The organism is Thalassotalea litorea, assembly GCF_005843925.1.
Lineage (GTDB): Bacteria > Pseudomonadota > Gammaproteobacteria > Enterobacterales > Alteromonadaceae > Thalassotalea_A > Thalassotalea_A litorea_A.
Window position 1 is genome coordinate 59,432 of record NZ_VCBC01000015.1, and the last position, 18,936, is coordinate 78,367.

The window sequence follows — 18,936 nt, forward strand, 5'->3', positions numbered from 1 at the left end:
AGGTCTTTATTTTATTGCCCTATTTCCTGTATGGTTATCAAACGTCTGGATTTATTCAGATAATTAATAACGAAAATAAAAACCAAAACATAATAATTACAATAAGGAATAAGAATATGAAACAAGTCGGTTTATATTTGATGATCGCGGGCATTGCATCTTTGCTGCTAAACCTAGTAGGTTATGAGTTAAAAATACTGATGTGGGTCGATAACTGGGGACAAAATGCCGGTTGGGCGATTCGCCTCGGTGCTATCGTGGTTGGTGCTGTTATGTACTTCGCCATTAAGCAAACGCCAGAACAAGAGCCACAAGAAGAAGTAAAAGAAGAAGCTTAAGCCTTCTCTAATTCTTATCACTAAAGCAACCGGGCAGTTACCGCTGCATTGACAAGCGATCCCGGTTGCCTTTAATACCCCCTGAATGTACATCCTCAATTCACCATGTATTTTTCGGGATCTTCTGCCCCGCACAAGTAATAAAGGCACTAATATAACAATCAAAAAAGCTGCCCACAGAGCTTTATAAATCACTTACCTGAGACAAAGGCGCTGAACTTTCATCCCCATAAAAACCTCACACTAGAGACCGAAATACAGGTTTATTTCTGCGAACCTAAGTGCCCTTGGCAACTTGGCTCAAATGAGAACACCAGTAGATTATGCGACAATATTTCCCGAAAGGTACTGACTTGAGCGTGCATTCTCAGTTACGATTAAGTCAAGTTGCAAGACAACTTAATGAAAGACCGAGAAAGACACTAGAATATGAAACACCTGCTGAACGATTTAATGAGTGTGTGCGTCCATCGATTGAACTCACAGCGAGGTATAGTCTTTCAATCCTGAGTTATTAGTTTATTTATAATCAAAGAATGAAATGAGAAAACTAAAACAAATTCAATCTCGAGTTAACGTATCTTCCGCGATATTTTCTTTTTTTAGCGGCCAAGTTCCCGGTAAGCTTCATCTTCAGCTATTTTGTGCGGGGGCTAATTCACATTATGTCGACGTTCAAGATCCGCTCGAACAGGAAGATTTGATGAAACTGTTAACCGACCTGCGCTACTTGAATGAATCAAACGCTAAAAAAGCATTAAAAATTCCAGTAAGTTTTTGGTCGAACATTCGTATCACTTTTTCCGGATACGATGCTGTTCAAGGTTTTAAAGTAAGAGCCTATATCACGGGCTTTTTGTTCTTTAGCTCTTCTGCCTTCATGAGGTCATATCTGAGTATTGTCGATTTAAACAGGCTGATAGGCAATTTGGAACGATGCATTGATTGAAATTCAAACGCAAAACAAGCCGATTAGTTCAGTGCGCTGCCTTTCTTATTTTCATTATTACAGAGTTTAATATCGAAAAACATTGTATGTTAGCAACAGCTAACGGGATGTAGTTGCCACAAATTTGACGTTAACAGATTGAAAAGGTTAATGTCTCTTGAGAGCGAACAGCAGTCACTCGTTTATCGTTAAAATAATAAACTGTCATGTGCATTAGGAAATGTATGGAACGAAGCTATCTACAGCCAGAATATGACATTCTCAAAAAAGGACGCTCGTACGAAGTTATTAAAGCCTTCCGAGATTTTAAGAACATGCCATATGAAGTTGGAGATAGGTTGAAATTCATAGGTTTTGAATTTGTCCCTTACGAGAGTGGTCTCTCATTATTTTTCGATAAAAATGGAGTAGAACGACAACTCATGTTGTGCGTTCGCCCTGAATTCCAACAGCAAATTGCGCATAACTTAATTGAGTATTTTCAGGTGCTTTGAACGAACTATAGTCGGTTAGAGTGCCCAGTAACGGATGTTACGAAGTCATCGACATAATAAACTAAAAGCAGTCGAAATCATGTATCGATTTTTAATTTTACCTTTGTTTCTAATTTCAACACTCGTCCATGGAAAGAATACTATGGAATGGCCACCGCTAGGTGACTATAAATATACTAGTGGTCGACAAGCTACCGAAGACGATATTAACGCCGGTGCAGCAGCATTTATGTTGCAAGTTGACGGCAAAAATATTGGTAGACCTATTGATATTCTAATCCCTCAATATGCGGTCCATATTGATCAAGAAACTGGTGAAAGAACCAATGTCATAATTATTCAAGCTGAAGAAAATGATAACTTTCAAGTTATTGGTGCGATAGACATTAAAACTGATAGATTTATTGTTGCTTTAAAGTATGAATTTGATTTCCTCGGTATTAATAAACAAGGGATGGATTAGTCTACTGAACTTAAGATACTAGGGCGTTGATAATCCAAAATAAGGAAGTGTTAGCAATCGTAAGCAGGCTGTAGCTAGCACATTTGCCACGTCCTCATAATTAACGTAAGTTATTGAATAGTTCCCAGTCATGAGCGGCTGTTGTGTCGAATTACAGTCAGTCAGAATTCCCCAAAACGAGAATTTCTAGGAATTCTAATTAATTCCTGAAGTTTATCGAAAATCTAGCTAACCACCTAAATTGAAAGAAAATTTTCAGTCTTTCATGAGGGTCATTAGTAAGCCTTCTCAGTAATTTCCACGAAAACTGGCACATTGACGCTTGGATGATTTTTAACTGATTGAATTTTAGTTTCTTTCTGGTAATTTAAGGGAACCAAAATAGACGGGAATTACTGAGCCGTCTACATAATAAACTGTTATATTGCTATCACCTAGTGGGCTTAAATGAAGTATAAATATCTAATTAACAGGAAGTTTTTATTTGGTATTTTTAAAGCCAGTTTACCATTTCAATTGCTAATTTTTTGCTTAGGTGTTCTGAAGTCGTTTTTTCGGGATGGTACAGAGAGTTGGACTTTAGTTGGGTTTATCGAAGCCGCAGGAATAAGCATCGTTATTGGTTTTGTTGTTGGACTTTTAATTGCTATAAAAAGTATTTCAAAATAAATCGCAATATAACAAGTTACTCAAAAGGACGCAAAACGCTTGGCTTGCGCTCCTTCGTCGCTAATTTTAGCCAAGCATTTATGCGCCCATTAGTAAGGCGTTATATTTACCACCAGCGATTTATCGCAGATACCAGGAATGGTTGAAAAGTCAGGGAATGGCGTAGGAACATAAGTAAATTCACTCCGCACATTAATTCCCAGCGAACGTATCTATTCAAGCGTAAATATCCAGACATTGCGTATAGAAATCGGGATAGCGGAAGTCGAAAATAGTACATAGAATAGGGCAGCGTTAATTCCCAAAAAGTGGAAATATAACAAGAGCCTTAAAATCGGACGTAAAGCGCTTGGCTACGTTCGATAAACATTATAGCCAAGCATTTTTCACCGTTTAGGCGGGCGTTAGTTTGCTATCAGGTGTCGCTATGCAGTTAATCAATAAAGTTTCTGAACCAACAGAGAAAGCGGATTTATATTTTGCTATAGATCCTGGTAATTTAGAAAGACCATTTATACTTGGAGGATATTCCAATGACCCTAGCTTACCTTCAATTGCACAGTGGGGAGCAGCTTCTACATTCGGACTCGATAATCTTGATAATATAAGTGGCTCTAAATGGAAAGATTGGCGGGCATCGCTCCATCAGCTCAATTGTGCTTGGGTTATTCCTATAATCGAAGAAGCTGAAAAAACTAGAGATATTAAAGCGGCTATCGGTAAAATCTTAGATAAACAGGCAGTTAAATAATGTTACTTGCGTCGTTGTTTACTAGCGAAATAAATGGTCGTAGACGCAAACTAACAAGCAATTAAACGGGGATTAAAAAAAGCGGGCTTTTCGCTTCGCTGGATTTTAGCCCACTATTTTTAACCCGTTAATCGAGCGTTAACACCCCGAAACCAGCGTATATTAGCAATTGCTAACAGGCAGCTAATGGCACATAGCCGCCGTTCAAGCTGTGACGATAGATTCCCTGTAGTGTCAGGGAATGACGCGAGGTTAGGTTGTTTTTCACTCGAAACAGCGTGTACTCGGAGCTGATGGCATCAGCGAACTCGAAGCGACGTTTTTCGTCGTGTACCCGGAACAATCTTTGATTGTGTACTCGAAGCGACGTTTTGCGTCGCGTTCCCGGAGTATCGCTTGCGATACGTACTAAGGGAGTTTCAACTCCCGTTGTTGGCACATAGCCGCCATTCAATCGGTGACGATAGATTCCCTGTAGTGTCAGGGAATGACGCGAGGTGGGGTTGCATGAATCGACAGCCAGTTCCAGACGCTGTCGACATACCTATATCCATATAGGCAACTCGAAACAGCGTGTACTCGGAGCTGATGACATCAGCGTACTCAAAGCGACGTTTTTCGTCGCGTTCCCGGAGTATCGCTTGCGATACGTACTAAGGGAATTTAAATTCCCGTTATTGCCACATACCCGCCGTTCAACCGGTGCCGATAGATTCCCTGTAGTATCAGGGAATGACGCAAGGTGGCATGCTTTTCTGAGCCCTGAAACCTGCCACCTATTTACTTCAGGGAGTGTCAACTCCCGCTAGCACCTTTTGTCTGCAACGGTTAACCTTGAGAGCGATAGTTGCTCGTTAAGGTCGATACACCTTCACATTGTCAAAACCGTTGTCATGCAATAGCAAGGCTTGTAGTTTACTCATCACACCGCGGTCACAATACAACAAATAGGTTTTGTCGCTTGGCAAATCGCCAAACTGGGTAGCAAGTTTATAAAACGGAATGTGTTTGACATCAATATCGTCTAAATCCAATGGGTTGGCATCTTCCTCTTCCGGAGATCGGATATCAATGACCACATTATCATGCCCTGCACTATCGACGGTTTCGACCTTATCAACCGTTGCCACTTCCTCTTCGGCTTCCATGGCAATATCACGCATATCGAGGATCTTCGTGCGACTCACCACATCGGTGAGGATATCCATATTGAAATTATCTTCTTCGGCTTCGATGCGTGACAATACTGCTTTAACCGTGGGTTTTTGGGAAATTACGCCACAATACTCCGGCATGGTTTTGGCGAAGTCTTCGGTGCCAATTTCCCGTGCAATATCAATAATTTCTTGCTTATCCATGGCCACCAAAGGACGCAGAATTAAGGTTTCAGTTACTCGATCAATAACATTAAGGTTGGTTAAGGTTTGTGATGAAACCTGGCCTAATGCTTCACCCGTAACCAGCGATTGAATGCCACGTTTCTCGGCAATCATGGATGCGGCACGCATCATCATTCGCTTTAACACAACGCCCATCTGGCCGTTATCGACTTTCTCTAGTATTTCCGCAACCACAGGTTCAAAATCAACGGCAAAAAATTTGACGCGATGGGAAGCACCATATTTGTTCCACAGATAGTAACTGACTTGCTTCACACCCACTTCATGGGCTGATCCACCAAGTCTGAAGAAACAAAAATGGGTTCGCGCCCCTTTGCGGATCATTTGATAACTGGCCACACCAGAATCAAAACCACCGGACATCAATGACAACACATCTTCTTGGGTCGCTATTGGAAAACCACCTAGGCCTTCGTGGCGATAAGACACGATAAACAATTGGTCTTTGTTGATTTCCAATCGGATGGTTACATCCGGTTTGCGCAGTTGTACACGCGCAGACTCAACATGCTGGTTTAATCCCCCACCAACGTATTGCTCGACCTGTAACGAATTAAAATCGTGTTGACCGGTACGTTTGGCTCGCACACAAAAAGACTTATTCTCAATCGTCTCACCGTGTACGGCTAAGGTTTTTTGAAAAATATCATCAAGGTCGGTATAGGTGCTTTGCTGCACTTCCAAAAAATGTGGGATGCCCGGCACGCATTGCAAAGTTTCAATCAGCAATTGGCGATTTTCTTCGCAGGTATTTTTACTGGTAACTTCAATACTGTCCCAATTAATTTTGGTACGAACCTGATCATCGACACGACGCAGGACGTTCTTAATATTGGACTCGAGGATTTTCGTAAAACGCTTGCGAACCGGACGGGATTTGATGGTGATTTCCGATTGCAATTTAACAATAAATTTCATTGAGAATGCCAGTTAAGCTTTAAATCCCCGTATTATACACAACCGACCAATAATTGCCTGTGAAGATACACTTTTGCAATTAATTCTAGTCATTCTGATGATGGGTTTTTATCACTTGTGTCTTCACTCAAATTGAACCTTCAAACTTCCTCTGCGGCGCGTTACGGGTTAGAATGCCAACAAAGAATGAAAAAGTTAGCAAATTATCGGGGCAAGTATGGCAAAGAAGAAGCCGGAAAATCTAAGCTTTGAAGAGTCGATGACGGAATTGGAAACGCTTGTTACTCAATTAGAGCAAGGTGACCTGTCATTGGAAGATTCTATGAAGTTGTTTGAACGTGGGCTCGCTTTAAGCCAGCACGGTCAGCAGACTCTGGCGAATGCCGAGCAAAAAATTCAGGTGTTGATGAATAACGATGAACAAGCTGAATTACGTCCTTTTGACGATGCGGAGTCCGACAGCTAGTGGCGACTTTGGCAAACCTAGAGACTTACCAACAACGCATTGACACCTTTTTAAAACAGCACTTAGATACGCTTAGTATCAATGACCCTAAGTTGTTAGAAGCAATGAATTATGGGCTGTTAATCGGTGGTAAGCGAATGCGGCCTTTTTTGGCCTATACAACCGCTGAAATGCTAGGTGTGGAATTGCAGGATGTTGACGCAATTGCCGCTTCTCTTGAATGTATACACGCGTACTCGTTACTGCACGATGACTTACCCGCTATGGATAATGATGATCTGCGCCGGGGACAACCCACTTGCCATCGAAAATTTGATGAGGCGACGGCAATTCTCGCCGGCGATAGTCTGCAAACATTGGCCTTCGACATTCTCGCCAATCATCCATTTATCGATGTACCAGCGAACCGTCAGGTTAAATTGATTCAAATGTTAGCTCAGGCGTCGGGATATCAAGGTATGTGTGGTGGGCAGGCTATGGATTTGGCCGCAACCGACAAATGCGTAACACTTGAACATCTCGAGCAAATTCACCGGTTAAAAACGGGCGCCTTGCTTGAATCAGCTATCTTAATGCCAACGTTATGTGTTGCCGATATCGATCCACAGCACATTACTCTTTTAAAACGCTACTCTGCGACCACCGGTCTTTTATATCAGGTCCATGACGATATTATCGATATCACTAGCAGCGAAGCAATACTGGGAAAACCGGCGGGCTCAGATCTTCAGGCCAACAAGTCAACTTACCCAGCGCTACTCGGACTTGAAGGGGCACAGGAAAAAGAGCAGGAGTTATATGCTAATTCACTTCACGCGTTAGACTCTTTGCCCTACAATACACAGAATTTAGCGAATTTTTCCACGTTCATTGTACAACGTGATCATTAAACGAAAGAATTTATGACTATTGATCTTCAAAATTATCCTTTGTTAGCGCAAATCGATAAACCCCAACAATTGCGCGAGTTTTCCCAGGATCAGCTAAAACAGATCAGTGATGAGTTACGCAGCTATTTGCTCAATTCCGTCAGTAAAAGTAGTGGCCATTTTGCCTCGGGTCTTGGTGCGATTGAACTTACCGTTGCACTGCATTATGTCTATGACACCCCTTTTGATCATTTGATCTGGGACGTTGGCCATCAGGCTTACCCCCACAAAATCCTTACTGGTCGCCGTGACCAATTGCATACTATTCGTCAAAAGGAAGGATTACATCCATTCCCATGGCGTGAAGAAAGTGAATATGACGTCCTCAGTGTCGGCCACTCGTCGACATCGATTTCTGCAGCACTGGGAATGGCTGTTGCCGCGGAAAAAGAAGGTTTGAACCGCAAAACAGTTGCGGTAATTGGTGATGGCGCGATGACTGCAGGTATGGCGTTTGAAGCATTAAATCACGGCGGTGACATCCACAAAGATATGTTGGTGGTATTAAACGACAATGAAATGTCAATTTCTGAAAATGTCGGCGCCTTGAACAATCATCTTGCCAAGTTATTATCCGGTAGTCTTTATACCGGCTTAAGAGAAGGCGGAAAACGCATTTTAGGGTCGATTCCTCCCATTAAAGAATTGGCCTCAAAAGCAGAAGAACACATTAAGGGGATGGTTGTACCAAGTACCTTCTTTGAGGAATTGGGTTTTAACTATATCGGCCCTATCGATGGTCATGATGTAAATGGCATAGTGGATACAGTACGTAATATGCGTAGCCTCAAGGGTCCACAGATATTGCATGTGGTGACCCGCAAAGGTAAGGGGTATGAGCAAGCAGAACAAGACCCTATCAAATATCATGCGGTTCCAAAATTTGATCCTAGCAGTGATTCATTGCCCAAAAATAAACCGAGTTTACCGACCTACTCGCAAATTTTTGGCGACTGGTTATGCGCAACGGCCGAACAGGATGACAAGTTAATGGCGATCACGCCAGCAATGCGTGAAGGCTCAGGAATGGTTGAATTTAGCCAGCGTTTTGCAAATCAATACTTTGATGTGGCGATTGCCGAACAACACGCAGTAACCTTTGCTGCGGGTTTGGCGATTGGCGGCTACAAACCTGTCGTTGCCATTTACTCGAGCTTTCTGCAACGCGCTTACGATCAACTTATCCACGATGTCGCCATTCAAAACCTACCGGTTTTGTTTGCGATTGATCGTGCGGGTATTGTTGGTGCCGATGGCCCAACCCATCAAGGTGCATTCGATCTATCCTTTATGCGTTGTATCCCTAATTTGGTGATTATGTGCCCTTCCGACGAAGCGGAATGCCGTTTAATGTTAAATACCGGACATCAATTGCAACAACCTGCCGCGGTGCGTTATCCGCGTGGTAGTGGCACCGGAATCGAGCTTCCAGAGATTTCACAAACGATTGAAGTTGGCAAAGCCAGACAAATTCGAGACGGTGAAAAAATCGCTATTTTATCGTTTGGTACTATGTTGCATGAAGCATCCAGCGTTGCCGACGAGTTAAATGCCACACTAGTGGATATGCGCTTTGTCAAACCGCTGGATCACGAGAAAATCAAAGCGCTTGCCAGCAGCCATGACTATTTAATTACCGTGGAAGATAACGCCATCGCCGGTGGTGCTGGCTCTGCCGTAAGTGAGTACTTGGCCCAGCAAGGTATTCGCCAGACCGTGTCGAATATCGGCATCCCCGATGAATTTATTAAACACGGAACTCAATCTGAGATTCATGCGGAACTAGGCCTGGACGCCAAAGGGATACTATCCCAAATCCAAGCAGTCATTTAATCAATATAAACCCTTAAGTGAAAACTTAAGGGTTTATTTTTACCTTATTGAGTTAACATATTTTTAACATTCAACCGTAAGTTGCTCCCTGGAAGTTCCGAAAAGGATGGCAGCAACGTCAACAATCGGTAAAACAAACATAAAAGGTCAGCTATGGCAGGTTCCAGTTTATTCGCACTCATTGATAAAATAGCCGTCGCATTAGACGACGTGGCTTTAATGACTAAGGTCGCCGCGAAGAAAACGGCCGGCGTGTTAGGTGATGACCTGGCACTCAATGCACAGCAGGTTAGCGGTGTAAAAGCGGATCGGGAAATACCCGTTGTATGGGCCGTCGCCAAAGGCTCTTTTGTCAATAAGTTAATCCTGGTGCCTGCGGCGCTATTGATCAGCGCCTTTATACCCGCATTAATTACGCCACTATTGATCCTCGGCGGTGCCTATCTTTGTTTTGAAGGGGTAGAGAAAATCTACCATAGCCTTCGCGGCGAGCATGATGATGAACAGCATCAACAAGATCTCCAGGCACTGACCGATGAATCGGTTGATATGGTAAACTACGAAAAAGATAAAATTAAAGGGGCGATAAGAACCGACTTTATTCTGTCGGCGGAAATTATCGTTATCGCCCTTGGTACAGTGCAACATCGAGCCTTTGTCGATCAAGCGCTTGTCGTATCACTTATTGCCATTGTGATGACAATCGGTGTCTATGGATTAGTCGCTGGCATCGTCAAAATCGATGATCTCGGGGTATATTTTCTTAACAACCCCAAACAGGGCTGGCGCGGTAAGTTGCGTAATAAAATTGGCAACGGTCTGCTTAGCTTCGCCCCTAAACTAATGAAAAGCCTTTCATTTTTAGGAACAGCGGCAATGTTTCTGGTAGGTGGCGGCATATTGGTTCATGGCATTGAATATTTTCATCATTTGCAATTACACGCCGTGGAAGTGGTTAATACCTGGCCTGCACATATCTGGTACTCTTGGTTAGTTGGCCCCTTGTTTACACTGGTTTTAGGGATAATATTGGGCACCCTGGTATTGCTTGGCGTTAAGCTTGTGTCTAAATTAAAACCTGGCAGTTAAAAACGGCCGTTAGGAAATAAGAGTAAAAGGGATCTTTGAAGCGACTGACAAATAGCATAAAAAATCCAGCCTAAGCTGGATTTCATAAAACCTTATCGCGACAACTGCGACTTAATCGTGGAGATATTCAACGATTTCCAGACCAAAGCCGGATAACGAATGATATTTGGTTTGCGAACTTAACAGGCGCATTTTACTCACTCCAAGGTTTGCCAGGATTTGCGAGCCAACCCCAACATTGCGTGAGCCGACATGCTTATGCACTTCCTTCACGTCTTCACCAGAATCTTGTAGCGCGAATCTTTTCACTTGCTGAATTAATGCCTGAGGAGTCTGATGCTTTCCAAGAAGAACCAGCACTCCGCCCTCTTGAGCTATTTTTTGCAACGCGCTGGCAATCGGCCAGGATGTGACATTACCACGCTGACAATGCAATAAATCTTTAAAGGTATTTTCCAGATGAACCCGAACCAACGTGGGTTCATCTGCCTTAATATCACCTTTAATTAAGGCGAAATGACTTTGACCATCGATGGTATCGGTGAACGCAACTAAATCAAACTCGCCGAACGTGGTTGGAAATTTACATTCACTAACCCGTTGTATGGTAGTTTCCGTCGCATTACGATATTCAATCAAATCGGCAATCGTGCCAATTTTCAAATCGTGCTTTTGCGCGATGACTTCCAAATCATTACGACGAGCCATGGTGCCATCTTCGTTAAGGATTTCGACAATCACGGCAGCAGACTCTAACCCGGCCAATCGAGCTAAATCGACGCCTGCTTCGGTATGCCCGGCACGATTTAAGACACCGCCGTCTTTAGCAACCAGAGGAAAAATATGCCCGGGTTGTACAATCGACGAATGGTCTGCATCTTTGGCAACAGCAGCTAACACCGTAGTGGCACGATCGGCGGCGGAAATACCGGTAGTGACACCCTGAGCGGCTTCAATGGAAACAGTAAAATTGGTGGTAAACTGGGCTTCATTGTTGTCAACCATCAAAGGAAGCTTGAGGCGCTGACAACGATCTTTACTCATTGGCATGCAAATTAAGCCACGACCGTGAGTCGCCATAAAGTTAATCGCCTCTGGCGTTACCTTTTCGGCTGCCATGATAAAGTCGCCTTCGTTCTCACGATCTTCATCGTCCATCAGGATAACCATTTTGCCTAACGCGATATCGGCGATCAGCTCCTTTGGAGAATTAAATTTCATAAATACCTCTGGGCTTAAATAAAGCCACTTTTTCTTAATAAGGATTCGCTCACGCCTGAGTCCGTACTTTGAGACTCACGACACTGTAGTAATCGTTCAACATAACGCGCCACAACATCAACCTCCAGGTTCACCTGGTGGCCAACGCAATAGCTTGCAATAATGGTTTCGGCTCGGGTATGGGGCACAATTGTCAGACGAAATTTATCATCATCGATGCTATTGACGGTAAGACTGACACCATCAATCGTTACCGAGCCTTTTTCTGCGATATAGGCTTTCAACGATTTATCGACCTGCAACCAATATTCCCAGGCGTTACCCCGTTCGGTGACCGATACAATATTTGCCATGCCATCCACATGACCACTAACAATATGACCACCAAACCTAGCGGTTGCCAGCATCGCCTTTTCCAGGTTTACATGCTGGCCAATCTGATAATTGCCAAACGCCGTACGATCCAAAGTTTCCATGGAGACATCGGCACTAAAGCTAGCGTCGTTGAATGCAACAACCGTCAGGCAAATACCATTGGTGGCAATCGAGTCACCAAGCTTCACATCGGACATATCCAGACTCTGGGTTTCGATTTCAATGCGAGCGCCGCTGGATTGGCGCTGGATTGCTTTAATTCGCCCTATGGCTTCTATAATTCCGGTAAACATAACTCATTGCTTTCTTATTGCTAATTAAAATTGGCGCGGATACGAATATCCGGGCCTATTTTACGAATATCTATAATGCTCAATTGTGGTGCCTGAGCCAACGTTTCCACTCCGGGCAGAGCCAGTAAACTTAATGCCTGAGCGCCCATAAGTTTTGGAGCCTGATATAACCATAGCTCATCGACCCGCTGAGCTTGAATAAACGCCGAGGTAAGATTCCCCCCAGCTTCCACCAACAGGTTATTAACCCCAGATTTGGCCAATTCCGACAGTAACGAGTTTAAATCGACTTTGCCTGGATGTTGCGAACTGCCAGCAATATTGATCACCTGTACGTGATCAGGCCAATTCGGTTCACGTTGCAACATTTGCAGATTGCGAACCACAATAATGTTTGAGATTTCTTTAAATAAGGCAAGTTGCGGGTGCAAACGATACTGACTGTCGATAACAATTCGTGTCGGCTGCCGTAATTTTTCTGGTTCGATATCCTGCATTGCAAAACCGAGTTGCTCATACCGGACGGTTAATCGTGCGTCATCAACCAATACGGTATCTGCACCGGAAATAATTGCGCAACTCAGGGCTCTGAGTCGCTGGACGTCCTGGCGTGATTCGGGAGACGTTATCCATTTGCTTTCGCCGCTGTGCATGGCTATTTTGCCATCGAGTGAACTGGCGAGTTTACAAATCACCCGAGGAAACCCCGTTCGCATCCTTTTGACAAAACCGATATTAATTTGTTGTGCCGATTGTTCAAGCAAACCGACTCTGGTGGCAATTCCCGCATCTTCAAGCAATTGTATGCCGCGACCACTAACCTGAGGGTTAGGATCCTGCATCGCAACAACAACCTGACTGACACCTGCCTCGATTAGTGCTTTCGCACAAGGCGGTGTTCGGCCATAGTGGCTGCAAGGCTCTAATGTGACATACGCAGTACACCCTTTAGCCAGCGAACCTGCCATCGATAAAGCATTGACCTCGGCATGTCCTTCGCCGGCTCTTATATGCCAGCCTTCACCAACGATTTTATCTTTGCTCACTAACACACAGCCGACAACCGGATTCGGTGACGTAGTGTAACGCCCACGCTTCGCTAACTGGATCGCGCGTTGCATATAGTGGTAATCGGCGCTGCTAAAATTAGCTTCTAAACTCACAAATCACCCCTGGTAAAGGAAAAATTAACCATTGTATATGGTGCTAAGAATCGCCATTACTGCCCAAACGTGCAATTTCTTCACCAAATTCACGGATATCTTCAAAAGAGCGGTACACCGAAGCGAAACGAACATAGGCGACTTTATCGAGCTTTTTCAGTTCTTCCATAATGAAGTTACCGAGCATTTCTGAGGCCACTTCTCGTTCACCAGTGGCGCGCAAGCGAGACATTACATGATTGATTGAACCTTCTATCTGCTCAATACTAACGGGCCTTTTCTCTAGCGCTCGCAACAAGCCATTACGCAATTTATCTTCATTGAAAGGCTCTCGAGAGCCATCGCGCTTAATGATCCTTGGCATTACCAATTCAGCCGTTTCAAACGTGGTAAAACGTTCGGAGCAGTGCAAACACTCACGACGACGGCGGATCTGGTGGCCATCGGCAACCAATCTCGAATCGATCACTTTGGTGTCATTGGCGGAACAAAATGGGCAATGCATAGGCCTCCTCGGCGTGTTTCTTTATTCATTACGGCAAAAAAAATGGCCGCTTATAGGCGACCATTTTAATCGAATCATCAATAGATTGCGATCCATAATACCAATTTAGGATGGTATCTGCCCAATTCCGAATGCTAGCCTAGCCATCCAAAATTATTGCAAATTGCCACACTTAAATTCGTGATAGCTATCCCTATTAAGCGTAGACAGGGAATTTTCCACAGAGTGCACTAACTTTTTGTTGAACGTCAGCAATGATGTTCTCGTTGTTAATGTCATCCAGGATATCGCAAATCCAACCGGTTAGTGCTCGTGTTTCCGCTTCACCAAAACCACGACGAGTAATGGCAGGTGTTCCCAGGCGTAAACCTGATGTAACAAATGGAGAGCGAGGATCATTCGGTACTGAATTTTTATTTACCGTGATGTGCGCTTTGCCTAGGGCTGCGTCCGCATCTTTACCGGTAATATCTTTGTCGATAAGATCTAACAATAATAAGTGGTTGTCTGTGCCGTTTGACACAACTTTATAGCCACGTTCCTGAAGAACCGCGACCATCGTTTTGGCGTTATCTAACACTTTTTGCTGATAGTCTTTGAATTCTGGCTCTAGCGCTTCTTTAAACGCTACGGCTTTTGCAGCAATAACGTGCATCAAAGGACCACCCTGGCCACCAGGGAATACCGCACTGTTTAATTTTTTATAGATGGTTTCATCGTTACAACCAGAGACAATCAAACCGCCACGAGGGCCAGCTAATGTTTTGTGAGTGGTGGTGGTAACGACATGGGCATGAGGAACTGGGTTTGGATATAAACCTGCAGCAACTAAACCGGCTACGTGAGCCATATCTACCATGAAATAGGCATCAATTTTATCAGCGATTTCACGCATGCGCGCCCAGTCAACAATACCGGAGTACGCTGAAAAACCACCAATAATCATTTCTGGTTTGTGCTCTAACGCTAAACGCTCAACTTCTTCATAATCGATTTCGCCGGTTTCTGGGTGAAGACCATATTGAATCGCTTCATACAGCTTGCCAGAGAAATTCACATGAGAGCCGTGAGTTAAGTGACCACCATGGGCAAGGCTCATACCAAGCACTTTTGCACCGGGTGTAACTAATGCCTGGAAAACCGCGGCATTTGCCTGTGAACCTGCGTGCGGTTGCACGTTAGCATACGTTGCACCAAATAGTTCGCACGCACGATCAATCGCGAGTTGCTCTGCTTTATCGACATACTCACAACCGCCGTAGTAACGTTTACCAGGATAACCTTCCGCGTATTTATTGGTTAACTGTGAACCTTGTGCTTCTAGCACGCGCGGGCTGGTATAGTTTTCTGATGCGATCAATTCGATATGCTGTTCCTGACGGACAACTTCATCAGCCATGGCCTGAAACAATTCAGGGTCAAAATCAGCAATATTCATATCCCGAGTGAGCATGTTTTTTCCTCTGTTTAAAACGTAGATAGACTATTTATTAGGCCGCTATTTTGCCTGAACAACGCATTGATGTATAGCGGCTATTAATGTTTCGTTAACACAAAAATAAGAATTTTTTGGGTTAGTGATTCTCACTCACCATATTTAGGGTGTATTTGGGAATTTCTACCACTAAATCTTCATCGGCGATCACCGCCTGACAGCCTAAACGGGATTCTGGATCTAAGCCCCAGGCTTTGTCCAGCATATCGTCTTCTAGCTCATCACTTTCAGCTAATGAATCAAAGCCCTCGCGAACAATCACATGACAGGTTGTACAGGCGCAAGATTTTTCACAGGCGTGTTCAATATCAATGTCATTTTTAAGCGCGACGTCCAATACCGTTTGACCGGTATTTGCGTCCAGAACTGCTCCGTCCGGACACAATTCTTCGTGGGGAAGAAATATAATTTTTGGCATGGTTAAACCTCGTCTACCGAATGTCCTGCCAATGCGGTCTTAATGGATGAATCCATCCGACGCTCGGCAAAGCTGGCTGTAATTGTATCGACGTCTTTAATTGCCTGTTCAATACGGGCGATTTCAGACGACTGACTGATTTTCGTTAATTCCTGCAAAGCATTTTCGATGGCTGTGCGCTCTTGTGGTGATAATAGGCGTTCACCATCAACAACCAAAGCCGCTTCGACGCCCTCTACAACTCGAGATGCTTCAACCTGCTGTTCTTTGAGCATACGTGCTTGAATATCGTCTTTGGCGTGGGTGACGCTTTCCTGCAACATCTTAATAATATCGCCATCTTCTAAACCGAACGAAGGTTTCACCTCAATGGCTGCTTCGACACCCGTGGATTTTTCCATTGCGCTTACGCTTAACAGGCCATCGGCATCAACTTTAAACGTCACGCGAATATGCGCTGCACCCGCAGTCATTGCCGGAATACCGCGTAATTCAAAGCGCGCTAAAGAACGGCAATCTTCCACCAACTCTCTTTCGCCTTGTAAAACATGGACGGCCATTGCCGTTTGCCCATCTTTGAATGTGGTAAATTCCTGAGCTTTGGCGACAGGAATGGTTGAATTACGGGGAATCACTTTTTCCACCAATCCACCCATGGTTTCTAAACCTAACGACAAAGGGGTGACATCTAACAGTAACATTTCGCTGTCAGGCTTATTACCGGCAAGTACATCCGCTTGAATCGCGGCGCCGATTGCGACGACTTTATCGGGGTCGATAGAGGTCAGAGGTAGTCGTTTAAAATATTGACCAACTTGTTCACGAACCAAAGGTACGCGGGTAGAGCCCCCAACCATCACTACTTCCTGAACTTCTTCAATACTGACACCGGCATCTTTTAAGGCGCGACGACAGGCTCGAAGAGTCTTGCTCACCAGCGGCGAAATTAACGCATTTAGCTGAGCTTTTGTCATGGATAGTGTCAGTGTATTGGCTTGATGTTCAACGTCGATATCAACACTGTCTTGAGAAGAGAGTAACTCTTTGGCTTTACATGCCTGCTCTAACAGCTGACGTTCTAACTGATGGGAAAGCGGTCGCTGCAAATTAAACTGGCTCACCAGATAATCAACAATCGCATTATCAAAATCATCACCACCTAAAGCGGAATCGCCACCGGTCGACAGGACTTCAAAAATTCCTTTATTGAGGCGCAAGACAGAGATATCAAAGGTACCACCACCTAAATCATAAACCGCAATAACACCTTCCTGACCGGAATCCAAGCCATAAGCAACTGCCGCTGCCGTAGGCTCATTCAGCAATCGCAGTACATTGACGCCAGCAAGTTGCGCTGCATCTTTTGTGCTTTGGCGCTGGGCATCATCAAAATAAGCGGGAACGGTGATCACCACACCTTCAAGGTCGCCACCAAGTGCTTGTGTCGCGCGCTCAACCAGGTTGGTCAGGATCTGTGAAGATACCTGTACCGGATTGATATCACCGACCACAGTTGCAATCGTTGGATGCGCTTTATCTCCTGAGAAGGTATAGGGCAGATTCGGATATTTTTGTTGGATATCGGCCAACGACCGACCGATTAATCGCTTGGCAGAGACAATGGTATTTTGTGGATCGGATATTGCGAGGGCTTTCGCCGCATTGCCAACTAATACTTTGTCGCTTTGGTAGCTGACAATCGATGGTAAGATATCCTCGCCATTTGCATCAGGCAGAGTCTTGGGCATGCCGCTTTGCACGCTAGCAACCAACGAGTTGGTAGTGCCTAAATCGATACCCGCTGCCAATCGATGTTGATGGGGAACCGTACTTTGACCCGGTTCGGCAATTTGTAATAACGCCATAATCTGTTCTTAATATTTAATCATCGAACAACGCATCTTCGATGCGCTCGAGTTCAATATATAACTTATGATAAAACTTGAGTTTACGCAGAGTTTCACCGGCCTGTTGATTCGCGGCATCGCTTTTAGCTGCCAGTTGTTGTTCAAATTCGAGCCACAGTTGCCTGGCTTGAATATCGAGACTTTCCTGTGCAGACATCAGTGCCGCATCGATATCGTTGGCAAACTTGATTTGAGCTAACATCTCGCGAAGTTCCATCTGCACCATCAGAAATTCAATGTCCTGAAACGATGCCTGTTCATTGGGAAGTTCCGCGCCTAAATGCTGCAGTAGATATTCACCACGTTTGATAGGGTTTTTGAGCGTATCGTAAGCATCATTGATTTGTGCAGATTTTTGCACCGCCAGCATTTGTTCCTGGCTAGAAGAATGCGCAAAACGGTCCGGATGGACCGTTTTCTGTAATGCTTGATAAGTGGTTGCAAGCGAGGTTAAATCAATCGAATAATCGGCCTCTAAACCAAATAATTCAAAAAAATTCAATAGAGTTCACCGTAGGTGGTTGGGTTTAAACGTTAAAGCTTTCGCCACAACCACATTCGCCTTTGGCATTCGGGTTGGTAAATTGGAAACCTTCGTTTAAGCCTTCTTTCACAAAATCCAGCTCTGTACCTTCAAGGTACGCAAGCGATTTGCTGTCAATAATGATGTTGACATCATTGACCGCAAATACTTCGTCATCGGCATTGAGGTCATCTACGAACTCAATAACATAGGCAAGCCCTGAACAACCGGTGGTTTTAATACCTAAACGTAAACCGATTCCTTTACCGCGATTAGTAAGAAATGATTTTACTCGCTCAGCCGCCGCCGCTGTCATAGTTACAGCCATGATTTACTCCGGACTACTCTTTATTCTTTGCGCGATAATCGTCGATAGCCGCTTTAATTGCGTCTTCGGCTAAAATCGAGCAGTGAATCTTTACAGGTGGCAACGCTAATTCTTCAGCAATTGCAGTATTCTTAATCTCTGCCGCTTCATCAATCGACTTGCCTTTCACCCACTCTGTTACCAGAGAGCTTGAAGCAATCGCAGAACCACAACCGTAAGTTTTAAACTTGGCATCTTCGATAATGCCCTGCTCGTCGATTTTCAGTTGTAACTTCATCACGTCACCACAAGCGGGTGCGCCTACCATACCAGTGGCAATCTTCGGGTCATTCTTATCGAATGAACCGACATTGCGTGGATTTTCATAATGATCAATAACTTTTTCGCTGTAAGCCATAATAAACCCCTT

22 protein-coding genes and 1 pseudogene are annotated in these 18,936 nt (G+C 44.2%); 11 read left to right on the top strand and 12 right to left on the bottom strand.

Annotated elements, in window-relative coordinates; all coding sequences use genetic code 11:
- Window positions 1-116 precede the first annotated feature (116 nt).
- From FE810_RS14080 to FE810_RS14110, 7 genes and pseudogenes are all read left to right on the top strand, one after another.
- Window positions 117-338 carry a hypothetical protein gene (locus FE810_RS14080; RefSeq protein WP_138320769.1) on the top strand — a complete coding sequence of 74 codons (222 nt, stop codon included), beginning with the start codon at window positions 117-119 and terminating at the stop codon, window positions 336-338.
- A 167-nt stretch (window positions 339-505) separates the two neighbouring features.
- Window positions 506-856 (top strand): annotated as a pseudogene (locus FE810_RS14085) (IS30 family transposase); the annotation flags it as partial.
- A gap of 23 nt (window positions 857-879) precedes the next feature.
- Window positions 880-1,287: a hypothetical protein gene (locus tag FE810_RS14090; protein ID WP_138320771.1), complete on the top strand. Its 408-nt coding sequence runs from the start codon at window positions 880-882 to the stop codon at window positions 1,285-1,287.
- Window positions 1,288-1,511: 224 nt separating this feature from the next.
- A complete protein-coding gene (locus FE810_RS14095; protein ID WP_138320773.1) occupies window positions 1,512-1,781 on the top strand; it encodes a DUF3601 domain-containing protein in 270 nt (89 codons plus the stop codon).
- A 142-nt stretch (window positions 1,782-1,923) separates the two neighbouring features.
- Window positions 1,924-2,244: a hypothetical protein gene (locus FE810_RS14100; protein WP_138320775.1), complete on the top strand. Its 321-nt coding sequence runs from the start codon at window positions 1,924-1,926 to the stop codon at window positions 2,242-2,244.
- Between the two features lie 447 nt (window positions 2,245-2,691).
- On the top strand, window positions 2,692-2,913 hold the full coding sequence (locus FE810_RS14105; RefSeq protein ID WP_138320777.1) for a hypothetical protein: 222 nt from the start codon (window positions 2,692-2,694) through the stop codon (window positions 2,911-2,913).
- Between the two features lie 427 nt (window positions 2,914-3,340).
- Entirely contained in the window at window positions 3,341-3,664 is a 324-nt protein-coding gene (locus FE810_RS14110; protein WP_138320778.1) for a hypothetical protein, read from the top strand.
- 172 nt (window positions 3,665-3,836) lie between these two features.
- Here the strand turns inward: FE810_RS14110 and FE810_RS14115 are convergent, their stop codons facing one another.
- Both FE810_RS14115 and thiI read right to left on the bottom strand, forming a co-directional pair.
- Entirely contained in the window at window positions 3,837-4,103 is a 267-nt protein-coding gene (locus FE810_RS14115; protein ID WP_138320780.1) for a hypothetical protein, read from the bottom strand.
- A 415-nt stretch (window positions 4,104-4,518) separates the two neighbouring features.
- The gene (gene thiI / locus FE810_RS14120; RefSeq protein ID WP_138320782.1) at window positions 4,519-5,982 is read right to left on the bottom strand and encodes a tRNA uracil 4-sulfurtransferase ThiI; all 1,464 of its coding nucleotides are present in this window, start codon (window positions 5,980-5,982) and stop codon (window positions 4,519-4,521) included.
- A gap of 217 nt (window positions 5,983-6,199) precedes the next feature.
- Here thiI and xseB point away from each other — a divergent pair, with 217 nt between their 5' ends.
- The 4 genes from xseB to FE810_RS14140 all read left to right on the top strand — a co-directional run bounded on the left by xseB (window position 6,200) and on the right by FE810_RS14140 (window position 10,299).
- Window positions 6,200-6,448, top strand: a complete 249-nt coding sequence (gene xseB, locus FE810_RS14125) for an exodeoxyribonuclease VII small subunit (protein ID WP_138320784.1) — start codon at window positions 6,200-6,202, stop codon at window positions 6,446-6,448.
- The gene (ispA, locus tag FE810_RS14130; RefSeq protein WP_138320786.1) at window positions 6,448-7,338 is read left to right on the top strand and encodes a (2E,6E)-farnesyl diphosphate synthase; all 891 of its coding nucleotides are present in this window, start codon (window positions 6,448-6,450) and stop codon (window positions 7,336-7,338) included. Before xseB ends, ispA begins: the two co-directional genes overlap by 1 nt.
- Before the next feature lie 12 nt (window positions 7,339-7,350).
- Window positions 7,351-9,210 carry a 1-deoxy-D-xylulose-5-phosphate synthase gene (dxs, locus tag FE810_RS14135; protein WP_138320788.1) on the top strand — a complete coding sequence of 620 codons (1,860 nt, stop codon included), beginning with the start codon at window positions 7,351-7,353 and terminating at the stop codon, window positions 9,208-9,210.
- A gap of 153 nt (window positions 9,211-9,363) precedes the next feature.
- Window positions 9,364-10,299, top strand: a complete 936-nt coding sequence (locus FE810_RS14140; protein ID WP_138320790.1) for a DUF808 domain-containing protein — start codon at window positions 9,364-9,366, stop codon at window positions 10,297-10,299.
- A 111-nt stretch (window positions 10,300-10,410) separates the two neighbouring features.
- On the opposite strand, the gene ribBA is transcribed toward FE810_RS14140, so the two are convergent.
- From ribBA to iscU, 10 genes are all read right to left on the bottom strand, one after another.
- On the bottom strand, window positions 10,411-11,520 hold the full coding sequence (ribBA, locus tag FE810_RS14145) for a bifunctional 3,4-dihydroxy-2-butanone-4-phosphate synthase/GTP cyclohydrolase II (protein ID WP_138320792.1): 1,110 nt from the start codon (window positions 11,518-11,520) through the stop codon (window positions 10,411-10,413).
- Window positions 11,521-11,534: 14 nt separating this feature from the next.
- A complete protein-coding gene (locus FE810_RS14150) occupies window positions 11,535-12,188 on the bottom strand; it encodes a riboflavin synthase (protein WP_138320793.1) in 654 nt (217 codons plus the stop codon).
- Window positions 12,189-12,208: 20 nt separating this feature from the next.
- Complete coding sequence (gene ribD, locus FE810_RS14155) at window positions 12,209-13,351, bottom strand: bifunctional diaminohydroxyphosphoribosylaminopyrimidine deaminase/5-amino-6-(5-phosphoribosylamino)uracil reductase RibD (RefSeq protein ID WP_212744521.1); 1,143 nt, start codon at window positions 13,349-13,351, stop codon at window positions 12,209-12,211.
- A 43-nt stretch (window positions 13,352-13,394) separates the two neighbouring features.
- Window positions 13,395-13,856, bottom strand: a complete 462-nt coding sequence (gene nrdR / locus FE810_RS14160; protein ID WP_138320795.1) for a transcriptional regulator NrdR — start codon at window positions 13,854-13,856, stop codon at window positions 13,395-13,397.
- A 196-nt stretch (window positions 13,857-14,052) separates the two neighbouring features.
- Window positions 14,053-15,309 (bottom strand): serine hydroxymethyltransferase, encoded by a 1,257-nt coding sequence (glyA, locus tag FE810_RS14165; RefSeq protein WP_138320797.1) that lies wholly within the window; start codon window positions 15,307-15,309, stop codon window positions 14,053-14,055.
- A 121-nt stretch (window positions 15,310-15,430) separates the two neighbouring features.
- On the bottom strand, window positions 15,431-15,769 hold the full coding sequence (fdx, locus tag FE810_RS14170) for an ISC system 2Fe-2S type ferredoxin (RefSeq protein WP_138320799.1): 339 nt from the start codon (window positions 15,767-15,769) through the stop codon (window positions 15,431-15,433).
- A 2-nt stretch (window positions 15,770-15,771) separates the two neighbouring features.
- Window positions 15,772-17,634, bottom strand: a complete 1,863-nt coding sequence (gene hscA, locus FE810_RS14175; RefSeq protein ID WP_138320801.1) for a Fe-S protein assembly chaperone HscA — start codon at window positions 17,632-17,634, stop codon at window positions 15,772-15,774.
- A 16-nt stretch (window positions 17,635-17,650) separates the two neighbouring features.
- Window positions 17,651-18,178 carry a co-chaperone HscB gene (gene hscB, locus FE810_RS14180; RefSeq protein ID WP_138320803.1) on the bottom strand — a complete coding sequence of 176 codons (528 nt, stop codon included), beginning with the start codon at window positions 18,176-18,178 and terminating at the stop codon, window positions 17,651-17,653.
- Window positions 18,179-18,203: 25 nt separating this feature from the next.
- A complete protein-coding gene (iscA, locus tag FE810_RS14185; protein ID WP_138320805.1) occupies window positions 18,204-18,527 on the bottom strand; it encodes an iron-sulfur cluster assembly protein IscA in 324 nt (107 codons plus the stop codon).
- A gap of 13 nt (window positions 18,528-18,540) precedes the next feature.
- Entirely contained in the window at window positions 18,541-18,924 is a 384-nt protein-coding gene (gene iscU / locus FE810_RS14190) for a Fe-S cluster assembly scaffold IscU (protein WP_138320807.1), read from the bottom strand.
- Window positions 18,925-18,936: the final 12 nt, after the last annotated feature.